The following is a 17,462-nucleotide window of genomic DNA, read 5'->3' on the forward strand; positions in this document are numbered from 1 at the left end:
GTCGATCAGTTCTCTGTCGCCGTTTCCAGGCGCCTGGAGCGCTCCCACTGTTCCTTGAAAAGCATCAAGGCTTCGCGCAGAACAGCCGATGCCTTCGTTTTCCTTGCGTTCATGATTTTCTGAAAAGCACTGAACTCCTCTTCGCTCATCCTGATCGAAACGATATTGCTCTTGATCCTGCGCTGCACTCCCATGGTCCCGCTCCTCTTTTTTGATTACGCCGTGTGGTCACAGCAGAATTAGTTCGTCTCCCGGCCGGATTATCCCGCCGCTCACTACCTTGGCAAAAACACCTTCCTTGGGCATCACACAGTCCCCCGCCTGGTAGTAGATGGCACAGCGGGTATGGCAGACTTTGCCGATCTGGGTGATCTCCATCTCAACGAGCCCCACGGCCAGCCGGCTTCCCACCGGAAGGGCCACCAGATCGATGCCGCTGGTGGTCAGGTTCTCGGCGAAATCCCCCGGCCCCACCGAGAGCCCCAGCTGCTGCATCTTCCGGATGCTCTCCTGCGCCAGCAGGCTCACCTGGCGGTGCCAGTCCCCGGCGTGGGCGTCGCCGATGATGCCGTAGTTCTCTCTCAGGTGCACGGCGTCCTTCGGGGTTTTCTTCTCCCCTTTCGACTCGCTGACACTTACCGCTACGATGCGTCCTTGCTGCATGCGGACCTCCTGAAACGTCCAAATCTTTTTTTGCCACGGAGACACGGAGTAAAACCAGCTTCGGGGAAGCACTAAACCTTGGAGAGGCAAGGCGAGGTGTTCCCTTGCCTGCTATTTTCTCAGGTACTCTCCGTGGCATCGAAAGCGCCGAACGCTCTACTCGGCAAAGACCTGCAGCAGAAAGACTTTCCCCGTTTATCGCCTTTCCCCGTTTATTCGCCTTTCTCCGTGATCTCCGTGCCTCCGTGGCAAAAAAAATGCCTCTACCCGCCGATGCGCGACATCGCGATGCTGGCCGTCTGCACGCCCTCTTCGGCCAGTCTGTGCTGCCCCGGTTTCTCGCGCACGATGCGTCGCAGCGTCTGGCGCAGCAGCCCCGAGTCACCGTAGCCAAGAAGCGCCTTCAGGTTTACCGACCGGTTGGAGAAGAGGCAGCCGCGCACCTGGCCGGAGGCGCTCATCCTGATACGGTTGCAGCTCTCGCAAAAGTGCCCGGATACCGGGGTGATGATCCCGATGGCACCGGGCGCCCCTTCGATCCTGAAATTCCGCGCCGGCCCGGCCATCTCGCCGCTCACCAGCGGCAGCAAGGGATACTGCTGTGCAATCTGCTGCAGTATCTCGGCGCCCGGCATCGACTGGACGTCCCAGTCCTCGTCCCTAAGGGTCGGCATGTACTCGATGAAGCGGACCGTACACGCCTTCTTCCTGGTGAGGGCGGCGAAATCGAGTATCTCGTGGTCGTTCACTCCGCGCATCACCACCATGTTGATCTTTACCGGGGGGAAGCCGGCCCGCTCGGCCGCCTCGATGCCGGCGAGCACCCGGGAAAGGTCGCCGCCCCTGGTGATGCGGGAGAAGTTTTCCGGATCAAGGGAGTCCAGGCTCACGTTGAGCCGCGCCACTCCTGCCTGCCGCAGAGGAAGCGCCAACTCCTGAAGCAGGATGCCGTTGGTCGTGAGGACCAACTCGCGCAGCCCCTTTATCTCCGTCAAGCGCTTCAGGAACGGCACCAACCCCTTGCGTACCAGCGGCTCGCCACCGGTGATCCGTATCTTCCGGATGCCGCAGGCCACGCTGGCAAAGGCCATCCGGTACAGCTCCTCGTAGGAGAGCACCTCCTGGTGGTCAAGCTTGGCTACCCCGTCCGCCGGCATGCAGTAACGGCAGCGCAGGTTGCAGCGGTCGGTAACCGAGAGTCTCAGGTAATTAATGCGTCTGCCGTAACCATCGATCATTTCCATGTCAGCACCTCCGCAGTCTCTCTCCTACCCTGCCAGACCATTCGGACCGTCGTCCGCCTGTACATGGCAATTTCGATACCAAGGTGCAGCCAAAATCCCGCGAGGGTGCCTGAGAACGGCCGGGCCAGGGCGTCCAGGTACCTTATTCAGCGCGGTTTTCGTTTTTTTTGATCCGAGGGAAGGTGGAAAGTCCGGAGGGGAAATCGGATCGGGAGCAAGGGGGAGAGCAAACGTTCCACAATGTAGCAGGCGTTACGCTTTGGAGCAGCGCGAGTGTTCTATTGTGGAGCGCCACCTTTTCGGCCACCGCCCCACCCTGCCGCCCTTGCCTCGACCTAACAACCCGACATACTGTACGTTTTTCATAAACAGTACGTCTAAACGGCATTCTGGTATGCGGTTTGCGATAACCTAGAAAACCGTTTTACGAAACCGTATGCACAAATCCACAGCACGCAGGACAGACACGGGTGGCGACATCCGAAACTACACGAGGGGGACAGACACAATGGCATTAGGAAAACAGACGTACGGCTTTTTCATCCCGACAGTATCGCTCATGGGTATCGGTTCGGCCGAGGAAACCGGCCCGCAGGTGAAGGCGCTGGGCGCGTCCAAGGCGCTTTTGGTGACTGACAAGGGGATCAAGGCCATGGGTATGGCCGACAAGATCAAGGAGCAGGTCGAGGCGGCCGGCGTCCAGGTGGTGATCTTCGACGGTGCCGAGCCGAACCCTACTGACCTCAACGTAGCCGACGGCGTGAAGGTGTACCAGGAAACCGGCTGCGACGCCATCATCACCCTGGGCGGCGGCAGCTCCCACGACTGCGGCAAAGGCATCGGCTTGGTGATCGGCAACGGCGGCGTGATTCGCGATTTCGAAGGGGTTAACAAGAGCACCAAGCCGATGCCCCCGTTCATCGCCATCAATACCACCGCAGGCACCGCCAGCGAGATGACCCGCTTCTGCATCATCACCAACACCGACACCCACGTGAAGATGGCCATCGTCGACTGGCGCTGCACCCCGAGCGTCGCCATCAACGATCCGCTGCTCATGGTCGGCAAGCCGGCGGCGCTCACCGCGGCAACCGGCATGGACGCCCTGACCCACGCGGTCGAGGCCTACGTCTCCACCATCGCCACCCCGATCACCGATGCCTGCGCCATCAAGGCCATCGAACTGATCGCCCAGTACCTCTCCCCGGCAGTCGCCAACGGCGACGACCTGGAGGCCCGCGACAAGATGGCCTACGCCGAGTACCTGGCTGGCATGGCCTTCAACAACGCAAGCCTTGGCTACGTACACTCCATGGCGCACCAGCTGGGCGGCTTCTACAACCTGCCGCACGGCGTGTGCAACGCGATCCTTTTGCCGGCCGTCTCCGCGTACAACCTGATCGCCTGCCCGCAGAAGTTCGCAGACATCGCGGTCGCCCTCGGCGAGAACATCGACGGGCTCTCGGTAACCGAAGCGGCCGAGAAGGCCATCGCCAGGATCCGCAGCCTGTCCGCCTCAATCGGCATCCCGACCGGCCTGAAAGCGCTGAACGTGAAGGAAGAGGACCTGAAGGTCATGGCGGAGAACGCCAAGAAGGACGCCTGCCAGTTCACCAACCCGCGCAAGGCAACACTCGAGCAGGTCATCGATATCTTCAAGGCGGCGATGTAGTTCGTCGTGCAACGGGCAAGGCAAATCCCCCCTGTCCCCCCTTCGCAAGGGGGGGGGGACGCGGGGGAGGCTGCGGTACTTCGTGGCAACACCTCGGTGACCGACGAGCTTTGAATGGCGGCACCCGCAGCACGCGGTGAGGTGCGCCGGGTACGGTGTGCGGCACCCATATCTGACACACACGGAAATCTCCGAGCCATGCTGCCTAAAAGGGACACCTCAGGGCGCCAGGCCAACGGGTTTCGCTGGAAACGGCGGAGCCTCCCTCATGGAAAGGAGTGCCCGCGCGGACGACGCGCGGCTATTACACATTTACCAGGGAGCTCGATCAAGCATGGACAAGATATTTCGCGTTAACATGACGGACCTCAGCACCAAGATTGAAGCGGTACCGGCAGACTGGGCGGGGCTGGGCGGCCGCGGCCTCACCTCGACTATCGTGGCGGCCGAAGTCCCCCCCACCTGCCATCCGCTCTCGGCACAGAACATCCTCTGCTTCGCACCGGGGCTTTTGACCGGCACCCCCGCGGCCAACTCCGGCCGCCTCTCCGCCGGCGCCAAGAGCCCGCTTACCGGCGGCATCAAGGAAAGTAACGCTGGCGGCACCGCGGCCCAGATGCTGGCAAAACTCGGCGTCAAGGCCATGATCATCGAGGGCGCCCCCAAAGACGGCACCTGGTACAACCTGAGCGTCGGCGTGAACGGGGTCACCATCAACGAGGAAAAGGAACTGTTGGGGCTGGGCAACTTCGCGGTCATCGACGCCGTGGAGGCGCGCCTGGGCAAGAAGACCGGCGTCCTCACCATCGGCCCGGCGGGCGAATTGAAGATGACCGCCGCCAACATCTCGGTAAAGGATCCCGATTCCAAGATCCGTAGCCACGGGCGTGGCGGTCTGGGCGCGGTCATGGGCAGCAAGCAGATCAAGTTCATCTCCATCGACGGCGAGGGCGCACCGGGCGTTAAGATCGCCGATCCGGAGAAGTTCAAGACCGCGGCGCGCGCCTTCTCGAAGGCCCTCTTGGAGCACCCGGTTTCCGGCGAAGGCCTGCCGACCTACGGCACCAACGTCCTGGTCAACATCCTGAACGAAGCCGGCGGCCTCCCCACCAAGAACTTCAGCATGGGACAGTTCGAGGCGCACGACAAGATCTCCGGCGAAACCATGAACGAGGTGATCGCCTCCCGCAGCGGCAAGGTGAAGCACGGCTGCCACGCCGGCTGCATCATCCAGTGCTCCCAGGTCTACAACGACAAGGACGGCAAGTACATCACCTCTGGCTTCGAGTACGAGACCATCTGGGGGCTGGGCGCCGACTGCTGCATCGACAACCTGGACGACATCGCCCGCGCCGACAACCTGATGGACGACATCGGCATCGACTCCATCGAGACTGCGGTCATGTTCGGCGTCGCCATGGAGGCGGGTATCCTGAACTGGGGAGACTCTAAGGAGATGCTGCGCATGTTGCGGGAGGAGATCGGCAAGGGAACCGCGCTGGGCAGGATCCTCGGGGGCGGTGCCGCCTCGGTGGGACGCACCTATGGTGTGACCCGGGTCCCAGTGGTGAAGAACCAGGGGATCCCGGCCTACGACCCGCGCTCCGTGAAGGGGATCGGCATCACCTACGCGACCAGCACCATGGGCGCCGACCACACCTCGGGCTACACCATCGCCACGAACATCCTGAACGTGGGCGGTTACGTCGACCCGCTCAAGAAAGAAGGCCAGGTGGAGCTGTCCCGTAACCTGCAGATCGCCACCGCAGCGGTCGACTCGACCGGTATGTGCATCTTCGTCGCCTTCCCGGCCCTCGACATCCCGGAGTGCCTGCCGGCCCTGATCGACATGATCAACGCCCGCTTCGGCATCGCCCTTACCGGCGACGACGTCACCAACCTCGGCAAGCACATCCTGAAGCTCGAGCGCAAGTTCAACACCGAGGCCGGTTTCACGAACGTGCACGACCGCCTGCCGGACTTCTTCAAAAACGAGCCGGTGGCCCCTCACAATGCGGTCTGGGACTTCACCGACGCCGAGATCGATGCGTTCTGGGATTTCTAAAAAGCGTCGCCGCCCCGCCCCCTCCCGACCCGGGAGGGGGCTACTTCTTTAAAGCAGGTGTAGCCATGCGAGTAACCGTCAAACTGTTCGCCACCTTCAGAAACGGCAGGTTCAAGGTCGAGGAGCGCGAACTGCCCGAGGGGACGCAGTGCCGCCAGGTGGTGGCGGACCTGAGCCTCACCGACGACGAGATAGGGATCATCATGATCAACGGCCGGCACGGGATGTTGGACCAGGAACTACAGCCGGGGGACGTGCTGTCGCTCTTCCCCCTGGTGGGCGGAGGCTGATATGAACGAAGCCCTCTCTTTTCTGGAGGAGTGGTCCCGCGAGGGGATGCTCCCCTGGACGGCACACTGCGCTGCCGTCAAGCACTTCGGCCTGAGCCACGCAGCGGTGGAGCGGCTCGCCCTTAAAAACGGCCTCTTCCCCGCGCGCTACCAGCGCAACCGGATGATGATCGACGTCCACGAGCAGTTGCGGCTTTTTTCCAGCCGGGTGGCCGTCATTGGCTGCGGCGGCCTGGGCGGCTACGTCATCGAAGAGCTGGCGCGCCTGGGGGTGGGTCACCTGGTGGCCGTCGACCCGGATGTCTTCGAGGAACACAACCTGAACCGCCAGATCCTCGCCACCCCGAACAACCTGGGCCTGGCCAAGGTGGAAGCGGCCCGGCAGCGGGTCGAGCAGATCAATCCGGCGGTCACGGTGACGGCGGTACAGGATGCCTTCGGTCTGGCCAATGGACGCGAACTGCTGGCAGGGGTCGAGGTGGCGGTCGACGCCTTGGACAGCATCTCCTACCGCCTGGAATTGGCGGAAGTGACGGGCGCGGTAGGCATCCCCATGGTGCACGGCGCGATCGGCGGCTGGTACGGCCACGTCGCCACCCAGTTTCCCGGCGAGGAAACGGTGCAGGGGATCTACCGGCACTGGGTGGCCGGCAAGGGGATCGAGCAGCAGTTGGGCAACCCCGCCTTCACCCCCGCGATAATTGCCAGCATCGAGGCCGCCGAGGTCTGCAAGATCCTTTTGGGCAAGGGGGAGCTTTTACGCAACCGCAAGCTGTCCATCGACCTCTTGGAGATGGAGGTGCACGAGATCCCCTACGACCAGCCGGTCAAGCTGGTCCGCGCCGCTTGAGGCAGCGCAGGCATAAAAAATTTTTGTCACGGAGGCACGGAGTACACGCAGAACAGCAAAAATCTGAGGGGGAACCTTAAGCCTCAGTCTTTGGGCTGCTCCGTGCCCTCCGTGTCTTCGTGGCAAAGCCGGCTTTACTGGTAGATCTACGAAAAATCAAATCCCCCTGCCCCCACTTTTCCAAACTCCAGATTCGGTTTACCCCCGATTCCTGGTTTCTCCGTGCCCCCCGTGTCTCAGTGGCAAAACGGTTTTAGGTTCACGGCCCTCGGTATACTCATTTGAGCCAGATGCACCTCTTGTGGTAGGTTGAAGTTGCAGCCGTGCTTGAACCTTGTGCGCTGCGTGCAAAGGAGAGGGGTATGCTACTGGAACAGCTCGTGGAGAGGGAACAGAGAAAACCGGAATACGACTGGGAATCTTACTACCAGTGGTTTTTCAGCGCGCAGGCCGGACACAACGTCAACGCCTACACCTTCTGGGAATGCAAGAAATGCCTCACCATCAACCTGCTGCTATTACCGGCACGTTACGGGAAATGCCGCTGCTGCGAGTTGATCCACCTACCCGGCACATCCCCAGCCTGACAGGTCAGACACACCAGCCCCACGCGCCGGCTTCGAGAACCTCGCCCAAGCCGCACCCAAGGGGCCAGCCCCCTGCCCTCCCCTACTCGGAGAGTTCGAACTCCTTGATCTTGCGATAGAGGGTGTTGCGGGCAATCCCCAGTGCCCTGGCGGCCTCGGTGATGTTGCCGTCGCACTGGGCGAGCGCGGTGCGGATGGTGTGAGCCTCGCTGTCCTTGAGGTCGAAGAGCGGTGGCGCGATCCCTTTTCGTGCCATCACCGCCAAAAGCCCCGCCTCCGCCTCGCGCAAGCTCGCCAGGAGCCGGTCCAGCTCCACGTCCCCCATCTGTTCGAGGCAGCGTCCCTGCGCGTAGCTTTTCAGCAGCACCTCGACCCCCTTATCACCCTCAAGTAACCCATCCGGCCCGGCTGCGGCTCCCATGCCGCGCGGCGTGAAACTGGGCCCGTACATGAAGGTTCCCCCCAGGTGCTCGGGGAGGATGCTGCCGCCGTTGCAGATGACGACCGCCCGCCGCATCACGTTGGCCAGCTCGCGGATGTTCCCCGGCCAGGCGTACTGCTGCAAGAGTTCTACTGCACCCGGGCTCAGCTTGATGCTGCGGTTTAACTGCTGCACGAAGTGCTCGGCCAAAAGCGGGATGTCCCCGGAACGGGCGCTCAAGGGCGGGATCTCCAGCCGGACCACGTTGAGCCGGTAGTAGAGGTCTTCGCGGAAGCTCTTGTCCCTGATCGCCTGTTCCAGGTCCACGTTGGTGGCGGCAATCACCCTGACGTCGGTCTTGATGGGGCGCTCGCCCCCTACCCGCATGAACTCGCCGGTCTCCAGAACCCGCAGGAGCTTGACCTGGATCTGCGGCGTGGCGTCGCCGATCTCGTCCAACAAGAGGGTGCCGTGGTTGGCCAGCTCGAAGATGCCGCGCCGGGTCTGGTTGGCGCCGGTGAAAGCGCCCCGTTCGTGGCCGAAGAGCTCGCTCTCCAGGAGGTTCTCCGGCAGCGCCCCGCAGTTCACCGGGATGAAGGGCTGCCCGGCGCGCTCGGAAGCGGCGTGGATGAAGCGCGCCAATACCTCTTTGCCGGTACCGGTCTTCCCCTGGATCAGCACGCTTATGTTCTTGCCGGCGACCTTGTAGGCAAGCCCCACCATCTGCCGCATCGCCTCGGTTTTCCCCACCCGGAAGCCGACCCCTTGGGCCACCTCAGCCCACTCCTCGCTGCCTCCCTCGCCCCGCGTCGGGCTGACGCCGGAACTGGCGGCCCGTGCCACCAGCCGCTCGATCTCGGCGATGTCGTCGAAGGGCTTTTCCAGGTACTCGTAGGCTCCCATCTGCATGGCGGCGACGGCGGTCTTCACCGTGCTGTAGCCGGTCATGATGATCACCTCGCAGGCGGGCTGGCGCGCCTTCACCGCCTTCAAGAGGGTGAGGCCGTCGGTGTCGGGGAGCTTCAGGTCGACCAGTGCCACGTTGAACGGCCCCCCATCGAGCGCGGCGAGCGCTTCCGGATGGTTCGAGGCGGTCACCACCGCGTAGCCGGCCCTGGTCAGGAGCCGCTTGAAGAAGGTGCATACGTCCGATTCGTCGTCGATGATCAGGACCCGCACGGGCAACTCTGGCATGCTGGCTCCCCCCCTTTCACGCTGCATTGTCATTATCTACCGGCAGGACCAGGCAAAACCGGCTCCCTACCCCGAGTTTGCTGTCCACTTCAATGCGCCCGCCGTGGGATTCCGCGATCCCCAGGCTCACCGAGAGCCCCAGCCCCGTCCCCTTGCTCGACTCCTTGCTGGTGTAAAACGGGGTGAAGATCTTGGAGATATCCTCGGGCGCGATGCCGGTGCCGTTGTCCAGGACGCTTAAGACCACCCAGCTCTTGCCCCCTTCCATCCGGACGCCGGTGGAGACCTCGATCACCTTCTCGGCGCGCGCGACATCGGACAGGGCGTCCCGGGCGTTGATCAGGAAGTTGGTCAGGACCTGCTGGATCTGCGGCCCGTTGGCGAAGACCCGCGGCAGTTCCGGGTCGAGGTGCTCGATGATCAGGATCTGGCTGCGGTTGATCTGGTACTGGATCATGCCCAATACCCGGTCGGTCTCGGCGTTCAGATCGATGGCCGCCTGCGGCGCCTGGTCCTGGCGGGAGAAGGTGAGCAGGTTCTGGATGATCCGCTTGCAGCGCAAGCCGCAGTTGATGATGTCCTCGAGCGCCTCGCTGCGCTCCGGCTGCCCCTCTTCTTGGAGCTCCCGCGCCAGCATCTGGGCCGTGCCGATGATGACGGTCATCGGGCTGTTCAGTTCGTGCGCGACCCCGGCCGCCATCACCCCGAGCGCCACCATCTTGGCGGACTGTACCAGTTGGGCTTCCATCTTGAGCTTCTGGGTGACGTCCTTCAGGATGATGGTGACGGCGGAGAGCTGCTTCTCGTCGTTTAAGACCGGGTAGTAGGAGAGATCCACGAAGGTGTCACCCTCGGTCTGCCAGCGCTGGAACACCGGCTTGCCGTTTTTCTTGATCTCCTCGATCGGGCAGTTCTCGCAGGGGCGCACACCGCCGCGCAGGCGGGCGAAGCACTTGTCGGAGATGGCCCGGTTCCAGGCCTCGCTCATCTGGGGCGGCAGCCGGTCGTTGTGCAAAAGGACGTTGTAGTCGGTGTCGATCAGGAAGATCGGGTCGGTTACCGCCTGGAAGGTCTCCTCCCACTCCTTTTTGGCGCGCGACACCTGCTTGTAGAGCCGGGCATTCTGCAGGCTGATGGCCAATTGGTCGGCCAGGTGCTGCACGAAGTTCAGTTCCGCCGCGGCGTAGGCCGACTCGCGGGTAGAGCCCAAGAGCAAGAGCCCGGTCACCTCGGCCCGCTCGAAAAGCGGCGCCACGGCAAGCGAACGCAGCTGTTCCGGGTTATCCGGGTTGGCCTGGCCGAAAAAGACCGGGGCGTCCTCGGGGCGGTAACAGGTGGCGCCCAGGCCGTTCAAGGCGTCCATCAGCCGGGAATCCTCGGCAACAACAGGATTGCTGAAGAAATCACGCGGCGCCATGGCGAAGATCCTGAGCTCCCCCTTCTGCATCTTGGCCAGCCCCAAAAAATCGCAGGGAAGCGCCTTCGGAAGCTGCTTGAAGGCGCGCTCGATGATGTCCCCGATGGACATGTCGATGTTGATGTCCCGGGTGAGCTGCTGCAGGATCTCCAGGCGGCTGTTTTGGGTCAAAACGTCCTGGTTTCTCTTTTTCAGCTCGACGTAGTAGTTGAGCTTGGAAGAGTCGACGCCGGTCAGTTGCTCGAGCAGTTTGCCGCGGTCCGTCACCTGTGTGGCCCCCCTTTGGCGCCTGCACCTCTCGGTACCTTGTCCTTCATGATTTTCGCGGGAGCGTCTTCGGCAGCACGTGCCCGATGTGACGGCTGAAGACGCTCGTACAGGTTGCCTCTCCCCTAGAGAGCGGCGAGGAAGATCTGCTCGATGTCGGCACAGGTGGCGCTGCGCGGGTTGGTGACCAGGCAGGCGTCCTTGGTGGCGTTGCGGCTCAAAAGTGGGATGTACTTCTCCTCGAGCCCCAGCTGGGCCAACCCCTTGGCCAGCCCGATATCGGCGATGAGGCGCTGCACCGCCTCTATGGAGCGCTCCGCAGCCGACAGCAGGTCGAGCCCGGTCACGTCTTCACCCATGGCGATCGCGATGTCACGGAAGCGCTCGGGGCAGGCAGTGAGGTTGAAGCGCATGACGTGGGGCAGGATGGAGGCGTTGGTTTCGCCGTGGTGCTGGTCCAAAAGGCCGTCCACCTGGTGGGTCATGGCGTGGGCCGCCCCCAGGATGGCGTTGGAAAAGGCCAGCCCGGCGGTGAGGCTAGCCATGGCCATGCTGGCATTGGCCTCCATGTCGGCGCGGTCGGCAACCGCCCTTCTCAGGTTGAGCGAGATGAGCTGGAGTGCCTTCAGGGCGTGGATGTCGGTAAGCGGCGTCGCCGCCAGCGAGACGTAGGACTCGATGCCGTGGGTCAGCGCATCGACGCCGGTAGCCGCGGCGAGCTTGGCGTCCTTGGTCCTCAAGAGCTCGGGGTCGACGATGGCGATATCGGGAATCAGGGAGCGGGAGATGATGGACATCTTGAGCTTGCGCTCGGTGTCGACGATGATGGTGAACTGGCTTACTTCGGAACCGGCACCGGCCGTACTGGGCACGATGACCATGGGCGGCAGCGGCATGATGATCCGGTTGATCCCCTCGTAGTCGCGCAGCTGCCCACCGTTGGAAGAGAGGATGGCGATCGCCTTGGCGACATCGGTGGGACTCCCCCCCCCGACCGACACGATGCCGTCGCAGCCGGACTCCAGGTACCGCGCAGTTCCCTCGCTGACCTCGCAATCCTTCGGGTTGGTGGTAAGCGAGGAGAAGATCACGCTGTCAAGGCCGGCCGCCTGCAGGTATTCGACCGCCCGATCCACCCACCCGGAGGAGATCACGTCCTGGTCCGAGACCAGGAAGACCTTGGAGACGCCGATCCGCACCACGCTCTCGCCGATCTGGCTTAGGGATCCCCGGCCGAAGATGATCTCGGGAGCGACAAATTTACTGATTTCCATGGCTTCTCCTTGGCAGGCGCACTAGTGCCGCGTCTCTTGCGCAGCAGCGCGCGCATCGGACAGCGGCGCCCGTTGCATAATAAAACAGTAGACGGGAAAATGCGAGAAATGATGTATACAGAACCATCTCCCCTGGCAAGATGTATACCTAATCGGAGCGAAGCCAGGAGCAAAGGAAACTGCGCGGTTAATAAGAAAGGACGACGGGGAAGGAGCTGTATCTGTGCGACTTTTTTCGGTGCGCTCTGTGCTGCCGGCCTCGAGGGACACCAATCCTACCGGCTCTTCAGCGTTCCATAGTGTAACGGCCTGTTAGCTTTTGGAGCGCCGGGTGTTCCATTTCAGGACACTTCCATTGGCGGGATATCGCTGGTAGGTGGCACAGCACGGGTCTGCGGCAGGGGAAAAAACAAACAGCCACCCCGGCACGCTGCAGGGTGGCTGTGCGGTGGCAAAAAAAGAGGGGTTACGAATAACTCGTAACCCCTCGTTTAATGGTCGGTGCGACTGGATTCGAACCAGCGACCACTAGACCCCCAGTCTAGTGCGCTACCAGGCTGCGCTACGCACCGATTATGCCTGTTACTGTAGCAGGTCCCGCAGTTCCTTCAGTTCCCCTTTCACCTCCTGCAGCAGGGCGGCGAGTCTTTCCGGGGGCTGATCGGGCTTGTGGTACCTCTTCCTCACCTCGAGTCGCTTGCGCGCTCCCTCGATGGTGAGTTTCTCGGCGTACAGCAGCTTTTTGATCTCTATTACTTGCTCTATGTCTTTCTTGGTGTAAAGACGCTGGCCGGTCGAGCTCTTCTTCGGCCTCAAGAAATCGAACTCCGTCTCCCAGTAACGCAGTACCGAGGCCGGAAGTCCCGTCACTTGCGAGACTTCACCGATCCTTAGGTAGTGCTTGTCCGGGATCCCGGTGTCCATTACTGCTCGGCGTTGATCGCGCTCTTCAGAACCTGGCTGGGTTTGAAGGTGAGGATCTTTCTCGCCACGATGGTGATTTCCTCCCCGGTCTGGGGATTCCTGCCGCGACGGTCCGACTTCTCTTTCACTACGAAGTTACCGAAGCCGGCGATCTTGATCTTGTCCCCATCTTCCAGGGTGGTCTTGATCAGATCAAATACAGTTTCAACGAGCTCGGCAGATTCTTTCTTGGAAAAACCTACCTTCTCATAAATCTTCTCAACGATGTCCGCTTTGGTCATAACCCCCTCAACAGGTTCAGCATTTCAATAGTTTTTCCACAATGTCAACGGCGGCTTAATCTAATACCATAGCGTTTCCTTTTTCGCAACCCCTTTTTATCTAAAGGAAACATTTAATTTTTTCTGCAGGGTAGCGATCACGCGCTGGTGCAGCTTGGTCACCTCGTCGTCGGTCAAGGTGCGCTCTTTGGAGCCGTAACGGACCCTTATGGCGATGCTCTTCTCCCCCTTGGGGATGTTGCCACCGGTGTACAGGTCGAAGAGCTCGACCCCTTCCAGCTCGTCGGCCTTGACGCTCTTCACGCTGGCCAGGATCTCGGCCGCGGGCGTGGTCTCGGGGAGCAGCATGGCGATGTCGCGGAAGGTGGACGGGAAGCGCGAAGGTACCTGCGCCGACCCCATCTCCTTGCGGCAGGCGATCAGCTTTCCGAAGTTGAGCTCGAGGTAGTAGAGCACCTGGTCGATGCCGTAGTTCTCCTGGACGCTTGGGTGCAATTCGCCGAAGGAGCCCAGTTCGCGGTTGCCGCTTTTCACCCGGCAGGCTTTGCCCGGATGGAAGTAGGGATCGAGCTCGTCGGCCACGTAGTTGACGCCCCCGATGTTCAGCTCATCGAGGATGCTCTCGACGATCCCCTTCACGTCGAAGAAGTCGAGGTTCCCTTTGGCCTGGTTCCACCCTTCCGGATCGCGGCGCCCGGTGAAGAGCGCGGCGAGGCACATCGGCTCGTCCGGCAGCCCCAGGTCGTTGGTTTCGCTGGGGATGTAGATGCGGCGCATCTCGAAGATGCGCAGATCGAGGGTACGGAAGTTGATGTTCTTGACGGCGGTCTCCAGAAGGCCCGGCAGGAGCGTGGTGCGCATCACCGAGAGCTCGTCGGAGATCGGGTTCAAGAGGGGCACGCCTTTGCGGCGGAAGTCGTCCTCGGCAAGGAGGATCTTCTCGCAGCTGGTGGGTGCCACGAAGCTGTAGTTGATCACCTCGGAGAGCCCGTGCGAGACCAGGAGGTCCTTGATGCGGGAACCCAGGCGCAGCTGCGGCGAAGGAAGGTCGGAAAGGACCGAGGCCTGCGGCAGGGTGGCCTCAACCTTCTCGAAGCCGTTTAAGCGCACCACCTCTTCGACCAGGTCGATCTCGCGCTCGAGGTCCACCCGGAAGAGCGGCACCTGCACCTTGAAGACGCCGGCTTCCGTCTCGGCGACCTGGAACTCGAGGCGCTCGAACATGTCCTTCACCTCAGCGGCCGTCAACGAGAGCCCGGAGACCGCGTTGATGCGGGCAAGGCGCGCGGGAATCGTACGCGGGGCGATCGGCTCGGGGTAGACGTCGATGACGCCCTTGGCGATTCTCCCGCCGGAGAGCTCTGCGATGAGCTGGGCGGCGCGGTCCAGGGCGCGGGTCAAGCCGGCAACGTCGGTGCCGCGCTCGAAGCGGTGCGAGGACTCGGTGTGGATTCCCAGGCGCTTGGAGGTGCGGCGGATGGCGGACGGATTGAAGTAGGCGCTCTCCAGGAGCACCTCGGTGGTCGCGTCGTTGATCTCGGAGTTGCCGCCCCCCATGATACCGGCGAGCGCGACAGCCTTCTCGCCGTCGCGGATGGTGAGATCCGACGCCGACAGGGTGCGCTCCTGCCCATCCAGGGTGTGGAACTGCTCGCCCTCCCCTGCCGCGGCGACCACGATCTTGCCGCCGGAAAGGAGCTTGAAGTCGAAGGCATGCAGCGGGTGGCCGTACTCGAGGAGGACGTAGTTGGTGACGTCCACGATGTTGTTGATGGAGCGGATGCCGGCGTCGCGCAGACGGTTGGCGAGCCAGGTCGGCGACGGAGCCAGGGTGCAGCCGGTGATGTGGCGCGCGGTGTAGCGCGGGCAGAGATCCGGCGCGTCGATGGCGACCTGCGCGATACTCTCGATGGGGGCGCCGGTTTCTTTCACCTCGAGGCCCGGATAGTGCACTTTCTTGCCGAGCTTGGCGGCGATCTCGCGGGCTACGCCCGCGACGCTCAGGCAGTCGGCGCGGTTCGGGGTGAGGCCGATCTCGAAGATGACGTCTTTGGTCCCCAGCGCGTTGAAGAGCGGCACGCCCAGTTTGAAATCCTGGGGGAGGATCATGATGCCGGAGGACTCGTCGGAAAGCGCCAGCTCACGCTCGGAGCAGAGCATCCCGAAGGACTCCTCGCCGCGGATCTTGGAGCGCTTGATCTTGAAGTCGCCGGGGAGCGTCGCGCCGATCTTCGCCAGGGCCACCTTGTCGCCGGCCTTGAAGTTCTGGGCGCCGCAGACGATGGAGAGGAGCTCTCCGCCACTGCCGTCATCCACCTTGCACAGCGAGAGCTTGTCGGCGTTGGGGTGCTGGTTTCTTTCCACCACCTGGGCGACCACCACGTCGTCCATGCCGCCGCCCACTTCTTCCATGCGCTCGACCTCGAGGCCCAGCATGGTCAAAAGGTGGGAGAGCTCGGCAGCCGGCAGATCGCAATCGACGAATTCCTTGATCCAGTTGTAGGTAACTATCATGTCGAATCCCGTTCAGTTGTTGAGTCGTTGGAGAATCTAAGTCAAAACCTGGCACGCGGATTACGCGGAAACCAAGATAAAAAAACCTGATCAAAAAAAGCCTTGGGGTAAAACCAACAACAAGGTTTATCCGGCACTTTTGTCTCTGTTTCTAGACTTTTTCGCGTGCTAGGTTTTGGGCTTATGCAGGTTTTAGAATTGCTTTAAAAACCGCAGGTCGTTCTCGAAGAGAAGCCGCATGTCGGCGATGCCGTACTTGAGCATGGCGATCCTTTCGATCCCCATGCCGAAGGCGAAGCCGGTGTACTGCTCGGCGTCGTAGCCCACGTGGCGGTACACCTCGGGGTCCACCATGCCGGCACCGAGGATCTCGAGCCAGCCGGTCTCCTTGCAGACCCGGCACCCCTTGCCGCGGCAGATGACGCAGGCGATGTCGACCTCGGCACTCGGCTCGGTGAACGGGAAGAAGGAGGGACGCAGACGCACACCGATGTCGGAGCCGAAGAGCTGGCTGGTAAAGAGGGTCAGGATACCTTTCAGGTCGCCGAAGGTGATCCCTTTGTCGACCATGAGCCCTTCGACCTGATGGAACATGGGCGAGTGGGTCGCGTCGGAGTCGCAGCGGTACACGGTGCCAGGCGCGATGATGCGCACCGGCGGCGGCTGCTTCAGCATGGTGCGCACCTGGACCGGCGAGGTGTGGGTGCGCAAGAGCACGTTCTCGGCCACGAAGAAGGTGTCCTGCATGTCGCGCGCAGGGTGGTCCTTCGGGAAGTTGAGCGCCTCGAAGTTGTAGAAGTCGTGCTCGATCTCGGGGCCCTCGGCCACGCCGAAACCAAGCGCGGAGAAGATGGAGCAGATCTCCTCGGTCACCAGGGTGATCGGGTGCTTCGAGCCGGTCACGGTGCGGCGGCCCGGCAGCGTCACGTCGATGCGCTCGTTGGCCAAGCGCTCGTTTTTCACCTGCTCCCGAATCAGCGCGGCGCGGCTGTCGAAGGCCTCCTCGAGCTGTCCCTTCACGGTGTTGACCACCTGGCCGATCACCGGGCGCTCTTCGGGAGTAAGCCCCCCAAGCCCCTTCATCACGGCGGTCAGCTCGCCCTTCTTACCCAGGTACTTGACCCTAAGTTCCTGGAGCCCTGCCTCGGTGGAGGCGGCTGCCAGCTCGGCCAAGGCATCCTTCAAAAGTCCTTCGAGTTTATCCTTCATGATTTGACCCTTGATGCGTGGAGTTAGTTTGCTGGTGGATCTCGGGGGAGGCGGAACCACCTCCGAGCTGCCGGCTTCCCCCACCCCCCTGCCCCCTCCCGCAAGGGGCGGGGGAGAAAAAGCGCGAAAAGCTAACCCGGTGTAAATACACCATTGGATAAAAAAAAGAAATGAGATATCGCTATCTCATTTCTTTTTCGATGCCCGCGGTATGTATTAGAAGCTGGCTTTGGCAGCCGCCGCGATTGCTGCGAAACCTTTCGGATCGGAGACGGCCAGGTCGGCCATCACTTTCCGGTCGATTTCCACTTTGGCCACTTTCAGGCCGTGGATCAGTTTGCTGTAGGACAGGCCGTTGAGACGTGCCGCAGCGTTGATCCTGGTGATCCACAGCGAGCGGAAGTCCCGCTTCTTGACGCGACGGTCGCGGAACGCGTAGTTAAGTGCGCGATCCACAGCCTCGGTCGCGCTGCGGAACAATTTGCTCCTCGCGCCGCGGTAGCCCTTGGCAAGCTTCAATACCTTGTTTCTTCTCTGTCTCGCTTTAAAACCGCGCTTTACTCTTGGCATACATACTCCTTCTGGTTTTT

At 62.0% G+C, this 17,462-nt stretch carries 16 protein-coding genes, 1 tRNA gene and 1 riboswitch; of the genes, 5 read left to right on the top strand and 12 right to left on the bottom strand.

Annotated elements, in window-relative coordinates:
- Positions 1-5: 5 nt before the first annotated feature.
- The 3 genes from GMST_RS01190 to moaA form a co-directional block, all read right to left on the bottom strand.
- Entirely contained in the window at positions 6-194 is a 189-nt protein-coding gene (locus GMST_RS01190; RefSeq protein ID WP_183352772.1) for a hypothetical protein, read from the bottom strand.
- Between the two features lie 34 nt (positions 195-228).
- Complete coding sequence (locus GMST_RS01195; RefSeq protein ID WP_183352773.1) at positions 229-663, bottom strand: MOSC domain-containing protein; 435 nt, start codon at positions 661-663, stop codon at positions 229-231.
- Between the two features lie 263 nt (positions 664-926).
- On the bottom strand, positions 927-1,907 hold the full coding sequence (gene moaA, locus GMST_RS01200; protein WP_183352774.1) for a GTP 3',8-cyclase MoaA: 981 nt from the start codon (positions 1,905-1,907) through the stop codon (positions 927-929).
- Positions 1,908-2,415: 508 nt separating this feature from the next.
- Between moaA and GMST_RS01205 the strand changes: the two genes are divergently transcribed.
- The 5 genes from GMST_RS01205 (at position 2,416) to GMST_RS01225 (ending at position 7,371) form a co-directional block, all read left to right on the top strand.
- Entirely contained in the window at positions 2,416-3,579 is a 1,164-nt protein-coding gene (locus tag GMST_RS01205) for an iron-containing alcohol dehydrogenase (protein WP_183352775.1), read from the top strand.
- A 178-nt stretch (positions 3,580-3,757) separates the two neighbouring features.
- A riboswitch (molybdenum cofactor riboswitch) is annotated at positions 3,758-3,874 on the top strand.
- A gap of 39 nt (positions 3,875-3,913) precedes the next feature.
- Positions 3,914-5,644 (top strand): aldehyde ferredoxin oxidoreductase family protein, encoded by a 1,731-nt coding sequence (locus GMST_RS01210; protein ID WP_183352776.1) that lies wholly within the window; start codon positions 3,914-3,916, stop codon positions 5,642-5,644.
- A 65-nt stretch (positions 5,645-5,709) separates the two neighbouring features.
- Positions 5,710-5,934, top strand: a complete 225-nt coding sequence (locus GMST_RS01215) for a MoaD/ThiS family protein (RefSeq protein WP_183352777.1) — start codon at positions 5,710-5,712, stop codon at positions 5,932-5,934.
- A 1-nt stretch (position 5,935) separates the two neighbouring features.
- Positions 5,936-6,784: a HesA/MoeB/ThiF family protein gene (locus GMST_RS01220; RefSeq protein ID WP_183352778.1), complete on the top strand. Its 849-nt coding sequence runs from the start codon at positions 5,936-5,938 to the stop codon at positions 6,782-6,784.
- A 362-nt stretch (positions 6,785-7,146) separates the two neighbouring features.
- Positions 7,147-7,371: a hypothetical protein gene (locus GMST_RS01225; RefSeq protein WP_183352779.1), complete on the top strand. Its 225-nt coding sequence runs from the start codon at positions 7,147-7,149 to the stop codon at positions 7,369-7,371.
- Positions 7,372-7,453: 82 nt separating this feature from the next.
- Here GMST_RS01225 and GMST_RS01230 read toward each other — a convergent pair whose 3' ends face one another.
- The 9 genes from GMST_RS01230 to rplT all read right to left on the bottom strand — a co-directional run bounded on the left by GMST_RS01230 (position 7,454) and on the right by rplT (position 17,442).
- On the bottom strand, positions 7,454-8,986 hold the full coding sequence (locus tag GMST_RS01230) for a sigma-54-dependent transcriptional regulator (RefSeq protein ID WP_183352780.1): 1,533 nt from the start codon (positions 8,984-8,986) through the stop codon (positions 7,454-7,456).
- A gap of 16 nt (positions 8,987-9,002) precedes the next feature.
- Positions 9,003-10,670 carry a GAF domain-containing sensor histidine kinase gene (locus GMST_RS01235; RefSeq protein WP_183352781.1) on the bottom strand — a complete coding sequence of 556 codons (1,668 nt, stop codon included), beginning with the start codon at positions 10,668-10,670 and terminating at the stop codon, positions 9,003-9,005.
- Positions 10,671-10,795: 125 nt separating this feature from the next.
- Positions 10,796-11,944 carry an iron-containing alcohol dehydrogenase gene (locus GMST_RS01240; protein ID WP_183352782.1) on the bottom strand — a complete coding sequence of 383 codons (1,149 nt, stop codon included), beginning with the start codon at positions 11,942-11,944 and terminating at the stop codon, positions 10,796-10,798.
- A gap of 495 nt (positions 11,945-12,439) precedes the next feature.
- Positions 12,440-12,516, bottom strand: a tRNA-Pro gene (locus GMST_RS01245).
- A gap of 10 nt (positions 12,517-12,526) precedes the next feature.
- The gene (locus GMST_RS01250; protein WP_183352783.1) at positions 12,527-12,868 is read right to left on the bottom strand and encodes a MerR family transcriptional regulator; all 342 of its coding nucleotides are present in this window, start codon (positions 12,866-12,868) and stop codon (positions 12,527-12,529) included.
- The gene (locus GMST_RS01255) at positions 12,868-13,149 is read right to left on the bottom strand and encodes an integration host factor subunit alpha (RefSeq protein ID WP_183352784.1); all 282 of its coding nucleotides are present in this window, start codon (positions 13,147-13,149) and stop codon (positions 12,868-12,870) included. The genes GMST_RS01250 and GMST_RS01255 overlap by 1 nt, the downstream gene beginning before the upstream one ends.
- 96 nt (positions 13,150-13,245) lie before the next feature.
- Entirely contained in the window at positions 13,246-15,663 is a 2,418-nt protein-coding gene (gene pheT / locus GMST_RS01260) for a phenylalanine--tRNA ligase subunit beta (protein WP_183352785.1), read from the bottom strand.
- Between the two features lie 192 nt (positions 15,664-15,855).
- On the bottom strand, positions 15,856-16,872 hold the full coding sequence (gene pheS / locus GMST_RS01265; RefSeq protein ID WP_183352786.1) for a phenylalanine--tRNA ligase subunit alpha: 1,017 nt from the start codon (positions 16,870-16,872) through the stop codon (positions 15,856-15,858).
- Positions 16,873-17,088: 216 nt separating this feature from the next.
- On the bottom strand, positions 17,089-17,442 hold the full coding sequence (gene rplT / locus GMST_RS01270) for a 50S ribosomal protein L20 (protein WP_183352787.1): 354 nt from the start codon (positions 17,440-17,442) through the stop codon (positions 17,089-17,091).
- Positions 17,443-17,462: the final 20 nt, after the last annotated feature.

The organism is Geomonas silvestris (genome assembly GCF_014193515.1).
Classification (GTDB): Bacteria; Desulfobacterota; Desulfuromonadia; order Geobacterales; family Geobacteraceae; genus Geomonas; species Geomonas silvestris.